At 67.6% G+C, this 12,542-nt stretch carries 13 protein-coding genes; 6 read left to right on the forward strand and 7 right to left on the reverse strand.

From position 1 onward, the window contains the following. From L810_RS48065 to L810_RS06750, 4 genes are all read left to right on the forward strand, one after another. Positions 1-665 (forward strand): endonuclease/exonuclease/phosphatase family protein (locus L810_RS48065; protein WP_042973612.1); only part of this gene is annotated, 665 nt, incomplete at its 5' end. Between the two features lie 285 nt (positions 666-950). Further along, positions 951-1,337, forward strand: coding sequence for a DUF883 family protein (locus L810_RS06740; RefSeq protein ID WP_021157600.1), 387 nt, complete (start codon positions 951-953; stop codon positions 1,335-1,337). Positions 1,338-1,401: 64 nt separating this feature from the next. Next, positions 1,402-1,986, forward strand: coding sequence for a BPSL1445 family SYLF domain-containing lipoprotein (locus L810_RS06745; RefSeq protein WP_021157601.1), 585 nt, complete (start codon positions 1,402-1,404; stop codon positions 1,984-1,986). A gap of 250 nt (positions 1,987-2,236) precedes the next feature. Next, positions 2,237-3,289 carry an AI-2E family transporter gene (locus L810_RS06750; RefSeq protein ID WP_042973615.1) on the forward strand — a complete coding sequence of 351 codons (1,053 nt, stop codon included), beginning with the start codon at positions 2,237-2,239 and terminating at the stop codon, positions 3,287-3,289. 43 nt (positions 3,290-3,332) lie between these two features. Here L810_RS06750 and L810_RS06755 read toward each other — a convergent pair whose 3' ends face one another. From L810_RS06755 to L810_RS06780, 6 genes are all read right to left on the reverse strand, one after another. Further along, on the reverse strand, positions 3,333-3,848 hold the full coding sequence (locus tag L810_RS06755) for a hypothetical protein (RefSeq protein ID WP_021157602.1): 516 nt from the start codon (positions 3,846-3,848) through the stop codon (positions 3,333-3,335). 207 nt (positions 3,849-4,055) lie between these two features. Further along, positions 4,056-5,072 carry an NADP-dependent oxidoreductase gene (locus tag L810_RS06760; RefSeq protein WP_021157603.1) on the reverse strand — a complete coding sequence of 339 codons (1,017 nt, stop codon included), beginning with the start codon at positions 5,070-5,072 and terminating at the stop codon, positions 4,056-4,058. Between the two features lie 37 nt (positions 5,073-5,109). Further along, complete coding sequence (locus L810_RS06765; protein ID WP_021157604.1) at positions 5,110-5,898, reverse strand: SDR family oxidoreductase; 789 nt, start codon at positions 5,896-5,898, stop codon at positions 5,110-5,112. A 458-nt stretch (positions 5,899-6,356) separates the two neighbouring features. Further along, positions 6,357-6,947 carry a phosphatase PAP2 family protein gene (locus L810_RS06770; RefSeq protein WP_021157606.1) on the reverse strand — a complete coding sequence of 197 codons (591 nt, stop codon included), beginning with the start codon at positions 6,945-6,947 and terminating at the stop codon, positions 6,357-6,359. Between the two features lie 81 nt (positions 6,948-7,028). Beyond that, positions 7,029-8,345: an Nramp family divalent metal transporter gene (locus L810_RS06775; protein ID WP_042973617.1), complete on the reverse strand. Its 1,317-nt coding sequence runs from the start codon at positions 8,343-8,345 to the stop codon at positions 7,029-7,031. Next, on the reverse strand, positions 8,294-9,346 hold the full coding sequence (locus L810_RS06780) for a helix-turn-helix domain-containing protein (protein WP_021157608.1): 1,053 nt from the start codon (positions 9,344-9,346) through the stop codon (positions 8,294-8,296). Before L810_RS06780 ends, L810_RS06775 begins: the two co-directional genes overlap by 52 nt. A 498-nt stretch (positions 9,347-9,844) precedes the next feature. Between L810_RS06780 and L810_RS06785 the strand changes: the two genes are divergently transcribed. Next, the gene (locus tag L810_RS06785; protein WP_021157609.1) at positions 9,845-10,768 is read left to right on the forward strand and encodes a LysR family transcriptional regulator; all 924 of its coding nucleotides are present in this window, start codon (positions 9,845-9,847) and stop codon (positions 10,766-10,768) included. Positions 10,769-10,905: 137 nt separating this feature from the next. Continuing rightward, the gene (locus L810_RS06790; RefSeq protein ID WP_021157610.1) at positions 10,906-11,307 is read left to right on the forward strand and encodes an OsmC family protein; all 402 of its coding nucleotides are present in this window, start codon (positions 10,906-10,908) and stop codon (positions 11,305-11,307) included. A 105-nt stretch (positions 11,308-11,412) separates the two neighbouring features. On the opposite strand, the gene L810_RS06795 is transcribed toward L810_RS06790, so the two are convergent. Next, positions 11,413-12,294 carry a Dyp-type peroxidase gene (locus tag L810_RS06795; RefSeq protein WP_021157611.1) on the reverse strand — a complete coding sequence of 294 codons (882 nt, stop codon included), beginning with the start codon at positions 12,292-12,294 and terminating at the stop codon, positions 11,413-11,415. Between the last annotated feature and the right edge of the window lie 248 nt (positions 12,295-12,542).

Raw genomic sequence — 12,542 nt, forward strand, 5'->3', positions numbered from 1 at the left:
CGGTCGAGCCGGTCGGCCGCGCCGCGACCGTCTCGCTCGGCGGCCGGCATCGCCCGCCGCTCGCGCAGACATTCCGGCGCATCGGCGGCACGCGCGCGTTGACGGTCGCGGTCAATCACCTGAAATCGAAGAACTGCCCGAACGCGACCGGCGCCGATCTCGACAGGTCGGACGGCCAGGGCTGCTGGAACGCGGCGCGCACGCGGGCCGCCGTGCGCATCGCCGGCTGGCTCGCCGGATCGCCGACAGGCGCCGCGGCCGATGGCGTACTGCTGGTCGGCGACCTGAACAGCTATGCGAAGGAAGATCCGGTTCGCGCGCTCGAATCGCGCGGCTACGCGAACCTGGTGGCGCGCTTCGTCGGCGATACTGCGTACAGCTACGTATTTCGCGGCGAGGCCGGCAGCCTCGATCACGCGCTCGCGACGCCGGCCCTGACCGCGCGCGTCAAAGCCGTGCACGTCTGGCACATCAACGCCGATGAACCGTCTGCACTGCAACCCGTGCCCGATTACAAAACGGCCGCACATCGGTCGTCCTATTACGCACCCGACGCGTATCGATCGTCGGACCACGATCCCGTCGTCGTCGACCTTGCACTGGACAACGGCTCGCGAATGCCGGCCGCAGGCACAAACCCTGCTCGCCCGTACAGCGTCGATTAGTGCATTTGCATCAGCCCATCGCCTGCAATGGCACTATTTACCTGGTACCCCGGGCGACGCCATATTTACCGGACATTCACTTCGTATCGCTTCTTGTTGCACGCGTTTCGCCCATTTGAGAATTTTTTTCAATCTTCGCGCGGCCCCGCGTGGCGGGGCTTTCCGGCAAATCCGCCAACGAATTGAAAATTTGTCTCGAAACTCAACCGGGCCAAGTGAATCACATTAGTTGCTGGGATTCGTCTTATCTTCAAATTGGCCTTGAATCGAAGGAGGATAAACACCATGGCGCTCACTGACTCGATCGAACACAAGCTGGACCGCGGCCTGTCCGACATTCGTCGCACGGGCCGGCGCGTGGGACGCACGACGCGCTCGGCCGCCCGCGACCTGCATGCCGACGTCACCGACGATCTGCGCGGGCTGGTCGATGAACTCGAAGATCTGCTGAAAAACGACGGCGACGGCGATATTGCCGCGCTGCGCAAGCGCGTGCAATCCAGGCTCGATGAAGCACGCGGCGCGCTCGACCATGCGTCGGGCAGCGCAGCCGCCCGGCTGCGCGATTCCGCCGAACGCGTGTCGCAGGTCGTGCAAGACAACCCGTGGCAAACCGCCGGCGTCGTTGCCGGCCTCGCGTTCGTTGCGGGCCTGCTCCTTGCCCGCCGTTGAACGGAGCCGGCCGTTCCGACGCCCGCCCCGTCCGTCCTCAATCAGACAAAGAAGGAGAAACGCCATGCAGAAGACCTTTGCCATGAAAGCCGCCGCCGCCGTCCTGCTCGGCAGCCTCGCGCTCGCCGGCTGCACGACCACGCCGGACAAGCCGGAAGGCGCCGCGGCCAGCGCGTCGAAGCGCCAGTCGATCGACGCCAGCGTCAACGCGACGCTCTCGCGCCTCTATTCGACGGTGCCGGGCTCGCGTGAACTCGTCGCGAAATCGCGCGGCGTGCTCGTGTTCCCGAGCGTGCTGCAGGCCGGCTTCATCGTCGGCGGCCAGTCGGGCAACGGCGCGCTGCGCGTCGGCGGCAGCACGGTCGGCTACTACAACACGTCGTCGCTGTCGGTCGGCCTGCAGGCCGGCGCGCAGTCGAAGGCGGTCGTGTTCCTGTTCATGACGCAGGATGCGCTCGACTCGTTCCGCAAGTCCGAAGGCTGGTCGGCCGGCGCCGACGCGTCGGTCGCGGTCGTGAAGGTCGGCGCGAACGGCGCGGTCGACTCCAACACGGCCACCGCACCGGTCGAGGTGCTGATCCTGACCAACGCCGGCCTGATGGGCGACCTGTCGGTGAACGGCACGAAGGTCACGAAGCTCAACATCTGACGATGCGGCACGCGGCGTTGCGCCGCGTTTGCTTCCCGGCAGCGCCGCGGCCCCGGCCGCGGCGTTTTCGCATGTGCCGCGCGCAGCCGCTATGATGGCGGCACCTTTGCGGGCATACTCCGGTTCGGGCCGCCCGGCGGATGGCCGCCCGCAGCGCGTTGCGCCGTGAACCCGTGACGATCGCGAACCGATCGCGCACGGGGCAACGAGATTCAATCAAACCACGCATCAATCTGCGCGAATGTCATCCATGGATAGCGGACACGACCACCAAAAATTCTTCTATTTCCTGCTGGCCGCGGTCACCGTCGGACTCTGCTGGATTCTCACGCCGTTTTCCGGCGCCGTGTTCTGGGGCACCATACTGGCGATCCTCTTCCAGCCCGTGCAGCGGTGGCTCGCCGCACGCTTCGGCAAGCGGCGCAATCTGGCCGCGCTCGTGACGCTGTCGCTGATCGTGCTGATCGTGATCCTGCCGCTCGTGTTCGTCGCCGCGACGCTCGTGCAGGAAATCGCGTACGTGTACCAGGAAATCAAGACCGCGCAGCCGAACTATTCGCAGTACTTCCAGGACATCATCCACGCGCTGCCTACGTCGATCCAGCATCTGCTGCAGAAATACGGCCTGAGCAACCTCCCGGGCATCCAGAAGAAGCTGACCGATGGCGCCGCTCAGATCAGCCAGCTCGCGGCAACCCAGGCGCTCAGCATCGGCCAGAACACCTTCCAGTTCGTCGTGAGCTTCGGCGTGATGCTCTACATGGTGTTCTTCCTGCTGCGCGACGGCGGCGAGATCGGCCGCCGCGTGCGCCGCGCGCTGCCGCTCGACGACGAGCACAAGAACCTGCTGCTGGCCAAGTTCACGACGGTCGTGCGCGCGACGGTGAAGGGCAACATCGCGGTCGCGCTCGTGCAGGGCGCGCTCGGCGGCCTGATCTTCTGGATCCTCGGGATCGAAGGCGTCGTGCTGTGGGGCGCGCTGATGGCGTTCCTGTCGCTGCTGCCCGCGATCGGCGCGAGCCTCGTCTGGGTGCCGGCCGCGCTCTACTTCCTGATGATCGGCGCGGTGTGGAAATGCGCGATCCTCGTCGCGTTCTGCGTGGGCGTGATCGGTCTCGTCGACAACCTGCTGCGCCCGATCCTCGTCGGCAAGGACACGAAGATGCCCGACTGGGTCGTGCTGATCTCGACGCTTGGCGGGATGGCGCTGTTCGGCATCACCGGCTTCGTGATCGGGCCGCTCGTCGCCGCGCTGTTCATGGCGAGTTGGGACATCTACGCACGCGCCGAACAGAACGAATGACGCAACGCGTGGCCACGTGCCACGCCCCTGCCGACGCGCGCCGTCACGGATGACGAATGCGGATCACGACGGGCGCCACGGCGCCCGTCGCGTCATCCGCCGCGAGCGTCATCACGCCGCCATGCGGACCCACACGATACGAGTGACCCGATACCAGCGGCACGCTTCGATCGTCGTGCGCATCGCGCCACGTTGCGCGCACACCCGATGCGGCATCCGGTACGAACGGCGCGCCGTCGGGCCCGACCAGCGCCACATGAGCCCCCGGCAAGCGCCGGCCATGTGCATCGAACCGAAGCGTGGCCACCGCCCCGCCGCTCGCCACCTCGCGTCCCGGGGCCACCACGCCCGACCGCGCGTCGAGCGTCACGTCGTAGAGATCGACGAGCGCACCGGCAAACCGCACGATACCGCCCGGCGCGGCATGCCCGGCCGCCATTGCATTCGACATCGCCAATGCAACACCAAGCCCGATCGCGATCCTCGGCACAGGACTGGCGCGCCGCACCGTTCGATTGCGCGTCGCCGCCGATGCCGCCCGCTTCGCGTCGTTTCGCATGTTCATGCTCCTCTTCCGTGTAGCCAGAAAAAAAGGCGGCGTGACGCGTCGGTCACGCCGCCATCTGCTGGCAATCACTTTAGGGAGACACGCCCCGACAATACATGAGACAAGTCCGAAACTTGGGCGCGATTGATCGAACGCCTCGCGGTCGACACCCTCTCGCGGCAGCGTGCGAACGGCATCGCACGCCGAGTCGCGGGCCGCTCACGCGTCCGGATCGACGCGCAGCACGAGCTTGCCGCGATGATCGCCGTCGAACAGGCGATTCAGCACGTCGGGCGCGTTTTCGAGACCGTCTGCGACCGTCTCCTCGGCCTTGAGCCGGCCGTCGCGCAGCCAGCCCGAGAGCGTCTGCACGGCCTCGCGGCTCTTGCGATAGTCGAGGATCAGGAAGCCGCGCATCGTCAGCCGCTTCGAGATCAGCACGCCGACGTCGTCCGCCGCACGGCCGCTGTTGTAGTTCGAGATCACGCCGCACAGCGCGACGCGCCCGCCGATCACCATCCGCGACAGTACCGCGCGCATCACCTCGCCGCCGACGTTCTCGAAATTCACGTGCACGCCGTCCGGCGTCGCGGCCTTCAGCTGCTGACGGAAATCGTCGGCCTTGTAGTCGACGGCCGCATCGAAGCCGAGCGTCTCGGTCAGGTAGCGGCACTTGTCCGCACCGCCCGCGATACCGACCACGCGCGCGCCGTGGATCTTGCCGATCTGGCCGGCGATCGAGCCGACCGAACCGGCCGCCGCCGACACCACGAGCGTCTCGCCCGGCTGCACCGGCGCGATGTCGGTCAGCCCGTAATACGCGGTCAGCCCGCTCATCCCGCACGCACCGAGCAGCGTCGGCAGTGGCAGGCCCGACTGCGCGGGCAGCTTCACGAGCTGCGCGGCCTGGTCGGCCGGCACGACCGCATAGTCCTGCCAGCCGACGAGCCCCTGCACGAGATCGCCTTCCGCGAAACCCGCGTTGCGCGACGCCACCACGCGCCCGATGCCGAGCGCACGCATCACCTCGCCGATCGCCACCGGCGGCAGGTATTGCGGCACGTCGCTCATCCACACGCGGTTGGTCGGGTCCATCGACAGGTACAGCACGCGCACGAGCACCTCGCCGTCCGCGAGCGCCGGCACGGGCGCTTCGACGAGCGAGAAATGTTCGCGGCCGACCCGCCCTTCCGGGCGCGTCTTCAGCAGCAGTTGGCGGTTCACGGGTGTGGACATGCTGTTCTCCTCCAATCGTTGTGGTTCGGGATGCGCGTCAGACCGCGCACATGCCGCCGTCGATCACGAGTTCGGCGGCCGTCACGAAGCGGCTCTCGTCGGACGCGAGATAAACGGCCGCGTGCGCGACGTCGTCCGGCTCGCCGAGCCGGCGCAGCGGAATGCCCCGCGCGAGCTTGCGCGTCGCGTCGCGTTCGCCGAGCGACTGGAACAGCGGCTCGACGATGCCCGTGCGGATGAACGCCGGGTGAATCGAATTGCAGCGCACGTCGATCTCACGGCGCGCGCAGTCGATCGCGACCGACTTCGTGAGCGATGCGACGGCTGCTTTCGACGCGTTGTACGCGGTGAAATCCGGTTCGACCTTGAACGCGGCGACCGACGAGATGTTGATGATCGACGCGGGATGGCTTTCGGCCAGATACGACAGCGCATGCTTGCAGCCGAGCACGATGCTCTCGACGTTGATCGCCATCACGCGCCGCCATTCGTCCAGCTCGATTTGCGCGGGCGAGCCGATCGAGCCGACGCCCGCGTTGTTGACGAGCACCGACAGCCCGCCCATCGCGTCGACCGCCTGCGCGAGCAGCGCCTGCCAGCGCGCTTCGTCGCGCACGTCCTGCGTCGCGGCGAACGCGACCGGCGCCGCATGGCCCGCGTTGAGTTCCTGCGCGAACGCGTCGAGCACCGCCGCGTCGGCGATGTCGGTCACGAACACGCGCGCGCCCTGCTCGACCATCCGGCGCGCGATCGCGCGGCCGAGGCCGCCCGCGGCGCCCGTGATGTATGCGCACTTGCCGGCAAGGCGCGAAGAAACGACTGTCATGTGACCTGCTCCTATCGTGAATCGTCGCCGCGGAACGCTGCCGCGACGGATGTTCCGTGCCGGTTCCCGCCAGCGCGGGCCGGTTGACCCTTCGCCGCCATCACGAGGCGCCGCACGGTTTCCGCGAGTATATCGAGATGAGCGTGGCGCGCGCCGGACACGCCGGGCAGCCCGCCCCGGTTGAACGACAGCCAGCGTACGCGAATGCCGCCGATCGATGAAATGAATCTTCGTTATGCCCGGTCATAGGCTGGGCTCATGACCTTCGCGTATCGGCACGCACGTGCAAGCCGGCGCGGCCGGTCACGCAGACCGGCCGGTTCGTCGAATCGTGTCATGGCGCGGGTCGGGTTCCGCGCAGGCGAGGAAGCAATCGGGAAGACGGGCGGCGTGGAATCGTGCAACCGCCGGGCGAATGCGGCAGGAAAGCGGCGCCGGGGCGCTGCGGCCGGCGACCGTCAGAAGCCGTCGCCCGACGGCGCGCGCACGAACGCGCAGAGTTGCGGCGAATGCGTGTCGATCATCTGCTGGAACGGCGCGCGGTGCCCGTACGCGATGCCGGACACGAGCAGCAGGCAGACGGCCGCGACGCGCGGCGAGAATGCGCGCTGCCGCACACCGTCGTAGCCGCGCAGGAACACCAGCGCGACCAGCGCGCCGAGCATCCAGCCGACGATCACTTCAGGAACGGTATGCGAATGATCGAACACGCGCGCGACGGCCGTGACCGCGCCGATGGCCAGCCCGGCCGCGATGCCGGGCACCTTGCCCGGCCGGAACGCCTGCCACAGCATCGACAGCGCGACGGTCCACACCGACGTCGACAGCATCGTATGGCCGCTGATCACGCGGAAATCGAATTGCGGAAGCTCGATGCCGCACCCGGCATACAGGATCTTCGTGGCGCCGACGACGCCCATGCCGGCGGCGAGCAGCACGCCCCAGCGGGCGGCGAGGCGCCAGTCGGTCAGCGCGAGCCAGGCCGCGCAGGTCAGCGCGATCGGCAAGGTCAGCGCGGCATCGCCGATGTTGCTGATTTCACTCCACATAACGGACTTCGGACGACGATCGAAAGGCCGCAGTTTACCGCATGCGCGCCGCGCGACTGTGTCAGCCTGTGACAGGCTGTATCAGCCCGCGACACCGGTAATCAGCAGCAGGTTCGTGCCGGTGATGACGACGAACAGCGCCCACGCGGCGGCCTGCATCCCGCGCCCGATCGTGTGCTCGCCCATCGTGTTGCGATCGCTGACCGAGCGGATCAGCGGCCACATCGCGAACGGCAGCTGCAGGCTCAGCAGCACCTGGCTCCACACGAGCAGTTTCCCGACCGAGCCGTCGCCGAGCCACAGCACGCCGATCAGCGCGGGCACGAGCGCGAGCCCGCGCGTGATCAGCCGGCGCTGGTAGCACGGAATCTTCGTATGCAGGAAGCCGTCCATGATCACCTGGCCGGCGATCGTGCCGGTGAGCGTCGAACTCTGCCCCGACGCGAGCAGCGCGATGCCGAACAGCAACGCGGCCGCGCCGCCCGCGATCGGCGTAATCAGGTTGTAGGCCTGCTCGATGTCGGTCACGTTGTGCTGGCCCGTCGCATGGAAGGCCGCGCCCGCGACGATCAGGATCGCCGCGTTGACGAGCATCGCGACGAACAGCGACACGCAGGTATCGATGCGCACCAGCGCGAGCGTGTCGCGGATCACCCCGCGCGCGCCGCCGACCACGCGCCGCGTCTGCACGACCGACGAGTGCAGGTACAGGTTGTGCGGCATGATCGTCGCGCCGACGATGCCGAGCGCGAGCACGATCGCGTCCTTGCGGTCGTGGCCCGGATCGCCCGGCACCAGCCCGCCGGCCACCGCGTGCCAGTCGGGCGGCGTGATCGCGACCTGCGCGACGAAGCAGAACGCCATCGTCGCGATCAGCGCGAGCACGATCGCCTCGATCTGCCGGAACCCCTTGCCCTGCAGGCCGAGCACGATCACCGTGTCGAGCGCGGTCAGCACGATCCCCCACGCGAGCGGCACGCCGAGCAGCAGCTTGAACGCGAGCGCGCAGCCGAGGACTTCCGCGATGTCGCACGCGATGATCGACACCTCGGCGGTCACCCACTGCACGATGCGGCCGACCCGCCCGTAGCGGTCGTAGCTGGCCTGCGCGAGATCCCTGCCCGCCACGAGGCCGAGCCGCGCCGCGAGCATCTGCAGGAAGATCGCCGCGAGGCTCGAGAACGCGACGACCCACAGCAGCGAATAACCGAACTGCGAGCCGGCCTGGATGTCGGTCGCCCAGTTGCCGGGATCCATGTAGCCGATCGCGACCAGCAGGCCGGGGCCGAAGAAGCGCTTGAGCTTCTGCCAGCGCGGCGCGCCGGCATCGATCGTGATGCTGCCCTTTACTTCCGACGGGCAGAAAGGGGCGGTGGCAGTGGTGGGGAGGAAGGACATGGAAACCGGGGATCGAAATCGCGACAGGACGATTCTACGGGTATCCGTCCTTTTTTTTCCCGCGCGGCGGCGCACGCGGCGCATGGCTCCCCGGCACCGTCGCAGGCCTCCCCGTGCGCATCGGGTGTCGGCGCACCGCGGGTGAGGATCCGTTCACGCTCGGAAACGCGATATTCGGTCGGCGACATCAGCATGCGCTGGCGGAACAGCTTCGCGAGCCGCTCGCCGCTGCCGAACCCGGTGCGGCGCGCGACCTTGTCGGCCGGCAGCGTCGTGTGGACCAGCATGTGGCAGGCGCGCTCGAGCCGCACGTGCTGGACGAATTCGGTCGGCGTCACGCCGATCTCCTTCTTGAAGCGCCGCAGGAAATTGCGCTCGCTCATCGCGGCGGCCTGCGCGGCGTTCGCGATCGAGATGCGGTTCACGCTCTGCGCGCGCAGCCGCTGCGCCGACATCCGGATCGACGGGCTCGCGCTCAGCTCGCGAAAGGCCCACATCGACTGCGCATAGCGTTGCTCGACCGGCCGCAGCATGTTGCTGGCGATCTCCTGCGCGGCGCCGTCGCCGAGATCGACGCGGAACATGTCGAGCACCGCGGCGAACACGTCGGCTTCGCCGGCCTGCAACTCGACCGTCGTGGCGACCCGGCGGCCGGCCCGGCCCGGCCGCCCTTCGATCGCCGCCGACGGTCGCTGCATGGCCGCGAGCGTCGGCAGATCCATCGCGTCGACGATCCAGCGCGCGTGGCGGCGGATGTCGGTGAGGCGACGCTGCAATGCGTCGTCCCAATTGACGGCCGCACGGTCGCCGTGAAGATGAAAGAACGCGAGCGCGCGGCGACCGTGCTCGTCGCCGAGCGGATCGGCCGCGATGCTCACCCCGGACGACGACTGCAACAGCCCCCCGCTTTCGGATACGTACTTCAACTGGTAGTCGGCACTGTATGCGTGCAGGCGATTCGCCAGGTTGAAAGCCTCGCCAATACGCGCGGCCTGGGCCAACGAAAACCCCGTACTCAAATAGATAACGACCCATCTCTGATCTGCTGCATTCACTGGCCAAGCCCCCGACTTGTTTCGACTTCTTCTAATACCGTCGAACTGTCAGGCTTATATTTGGTTTGAATGCGTGCGACAGGACGGCTATCCCGAAATATGAAGCGACGGCATCTTAGCCGAACGGGTCACGGCTTTGGCGCGAAATGGCCGAGGTGGACAGCATGATGGCGGATTACTACAGGCTGCCAGGGGTTGCTGGTGGGCCGGTGCGGAATTGCACGGGCCGATATCGCCAATTGTTGCGATCATGTGCATCGAAATCCGCGCATTTTCATGACGACGAATTGCGGCGGGTATCCGGATAAATGCACCGCCGAATATCGGCGCAAACGATATCCCCATGTATTCAATGCCGCCGATCGCCACGCAGGAAAGCCCGCGTATCCGTTGCCTGCGCATCCTTTAGAATCGCTCCACCATTCACCACGCCACCCGCGCCCCGTGCCCGCCGACCATCGTCTCGACCTGAACCTGTTTCGCGTGCTCGACGCCGTCTACGTGCATGGCGGCATCGGCGCGGCCGCCCGCGCGCTGCATCTCACGCAGCCGGCCGTCACGCACGCGCTCAACCGGCTGCGCGCGCATTTCGACGATCCACTGTTCGTGCGCCAGGGCAACCGTGTGGTCGCAACCGAACGCACGCGCTCGATCATCACGGACGTGCAACTGCACCTGAAGGGCCTGCAAGGCACCGCGCGCGCGCCGTCGGCATTCGATCCCGCGACGCTCGACCTGAGCATCGCGGTGGGCATTCGCGACGTGCTCGAATCGATCGCGCTGCCGCGGATCGTCGCGGCGTTCGCCGACGAAGCGCCGGGCCTGCGGCTCGTGAGCCGGCGCATCGCGGTAGCCGGGATCGAACGCGAACTCGCATCGGGCAATCTCGATCTCGCCGTCGATCGCCGCGTGCCGACCGGCCCGCGCATCGCCACCGAACACCTGCTCGACGATTCGCTCGTCGTCGCACTGCGCCGCGATCATCCGCTTGCGCGCGAGCCGTTGCGGCGCGGCGACTATTTCGCGGCGCAGCATGTCGCGGTGTCGTCGCTCGGCGAGCCGCAATCGCTCGACGTGCTGCTCGGCAACGACGGCCGCTTTCGCGATATCCGGCTCACCTGTCAGCACTATTTCGCCGCGTGCCAGATCGCCGCGACCGGCAACCTGCTGGTCACGTTGCCGCACACCTATGCGTTGCGGATGGCCGCGATGCTGCCGATCGTCGTGTGGCCGCTGCCGTTGCGGCTCAAGCCGTTCCCGCTCCTCGCGTACTGGCACGAATCGCGCGACGCCGATCGTGCGCACCAGTGGGTACGCGAGCGCATCGCCGCGCTCGTGCGCAGCAGTGCCGGCGGCGCGGACGCGTAGCCGCATCGCGCGAGCCATCGCCATCGCCATCGCCATCGCCATCGGGGCGGTATGCTGACGGCTGCGCGCCGCCGCGCGGCGTCCACTTTCCGCTTCCCGACTCCCTATTTCCTTTTCCCGCTGACCGGAGACTTGCCATGTCGCTCATCCACGCCGCCGCCGTCCTCGACGCCGATGCGCCCGATTACGTCGTCCAGCTTCAGGCCGGCACCCACGCGCTGACCGGCGACGAAGCCCCACGCGAGGGCGGCCAGGATCGCGGGCCGGCGCCCTATGAATTCGTGCTGGCCGGCCTCGCGCAATGCACGGCCGCGACGCTGCGCATGTACATGCAGCGCAAGGCGTGGCCGGCCGCGCGTATCGACGTGCGCACCGAGCTGCACGCCGATCGCGACGGCACGCAGTACGTGCGCCGTGTCGTGACGCTCGACGGCCCGCTCGACGATGCGCAACGCCAGCGCCTCGCCGAAATCTGCGAGAAGACGCCGGTCACGCAGTTCATCAAGCGCGGCACGCGGATCGACACGACGTTGAACTGACACGCAACGCACACGACACACGAGCGCCGCGCAAATCGCCGCGCAAAAGGAAACGGGGGGCCGCGCACGATGCGCGGCCCCCCGTTCGTCGACACCGTCAGGCGCTTACAGTCCGAGCGCGGACAGGTCGAGCTTGCCGTCCTTCATCGGCGGGCACCAGAAATACGCGCCCGTCAACGGCCGCGTGAAGCGGAACAGGCCGTCGACGATCCCGTCTTCCGCGCCGCTCATCCGGCGCATCTGCACGTCGAACGCGCGGAACGAGCAGCCGAACGCCACGAAGTAGAGGCCCGCGCGGCGCGCGTCCGACCACGGCGACGAACGGCGCAGCATGAACGCTTCGGGCTCGAAGCTTTCCTGCGCGGTGCGCTTCACGTGCGCGAACTCGGGTGCGTCGTCGAGTTCTTCGTTGTCCGAGCGGCGGCGCCCGATGATGTTGTCCATGTCGCCCGACGGAATGCGCTCCATCTGCTCGAAGTCGTGCAGCCATTGCTGGACCGCGACGAAGCTCGCACCGTCGAGCCCCGCGCCCTGCCCGGTCACGATCGCCGCGGCCACGGCTTCGTCGCCTTCCGGGTTCTCGGTGCCGTCCTCGTAGCCGGACAGGTCGCGATCGTTCGAATAGCGGAAACCGTCGACCGCATCCTGCAACGCGAACGCCGGCGCCAGCGCGCGTTCGATCGCCCGCGCGCGCAGCACGATCTCGCCGCGATCGTCGCCGCGAAGCCAGACCCACACGTCGGCCGGTGTCGCCGGCAGCGTGCGGTCCTTCACCGCGAACGCCGGGAATCCGGTCAGGCCCGGCACCGGGTGCCCGAGGTGCGCCGCCAGCGCATGCCCGAACCCGACGACCGTGTCGCGTCCGTCGACGATCTCGCGCAGCGCGGCCAGCGCCGCCGCCACATTGCCGTCGTTCGACATCGTGAAAGTGAGGTATCGGGCCGCCGTATCGATCGGGGTCAGGATGCCTTGCTGAACGTCGCTCATCGTTTCCTCAGGAATGTATCGTGGTGAATCTGCGAGGGTCTCGGCGCGGTGCGCCGCAAACGTCGAAGTGTAATCGATGCGTGTGCCGGCCCCTGCGCGGCCGCACTGTGGAAGGCCCGCAAAAGAAGGGCCAAAGCCCTGAATACTAACCGTATCGACGCTGCAACGCCGCATTCGTCAGACGTTGCAGGGCGCCCGGCGCTGCTGATAGAATCATTTCCACGTCTTTTCGGCGTCCTTTCAACCGT

Source organism: Burkholderia sp. AU4i (genome assembly GCF_000466765.1).
Classification (GTDB): Bacteria; Pseudomonadota; Gammaproteobacteria; order Burkholderiales; family Burkholderiaceae; genus Burkholderia; species Burkholderia cepacia.

What these genes read in the sequence shown, in the direction of transcription:
- L810_RS06740 (WP_021157600.1), top strand. Translation starts at nt 951, where the DNA reads ATGGCGCTCACTGACTCGATCGAACACAAGCTGGACCGCGGCCTGTCC.
- L810_RS06745 (WP_021157601.1), top strand. Translation starts at nt 1,402, where the DNA reads ATGCAGAAGACCTTTGCCATGAAAGCCGCCGCCGCCGTCCTGCTCGGC.
- L810_RS06750 (WP_042973615.1), top strand. Translation starts at nt 2,237, where the DNA reads ATGGATAGCGGACACGACCACCAAAAATTCTTCTATTTCCTGCTGGCC.
- L810_RS06755 (WP_021157602.1), bottom strand. Translation starts at nt 3,848, where the DNA reads ATGCGAAACGACGCGAAGCGGGCGGCATCGGCGGCGACGCGCAATCGA.
- L810_RS06760 (WP_021157603.1), bottom strand. Translation starts at nt 5,072, where the DNA reads ATGTCCACACCCGTGAACCGCCAACTGCTGCTGAAGACGCGCCCGGAA.
- L810_RS06765 (WP_021157604.1), bottom strand. Translation starts at nt 5,898, where the DNA reads ATGACAGTCGTTTCTTCGCGCCTTGCCGGCAAGTGCGCATACATCACG.
- L810_RS06770 (WP_021157606.1), bottom strand. Translation starts at nt 6,947, where the DNA reads ATGTGGAGTGAAATCAGCAACATCGGCGATGCCGCGCTGACCTTGCCG.
- L810_RS06775 (WP_042973617.1), bottom strand. Translation starts at nt 8,345, where the DNA reads ATGTCCTTCCTCCCCACCACTGCCACCGCCCCTTTCTGCCCGTCGGAA.
- L810_RS06790 (WP_021157610.1), top strand. Translation starts at nt 10,906, where the DNA reads ATGTCGCTCATCCACGCCGCCGCCGTCCTCGACGCCGATGCGCCCGAT.
- L810_RS06795 (WP_021157611.1), bottom strand. Translation starts at nt 12,294, where the DNA reads ATGAGCGACGTTCAGCAAGGCATCCTGACCCCGATCGATACGGCGGCC.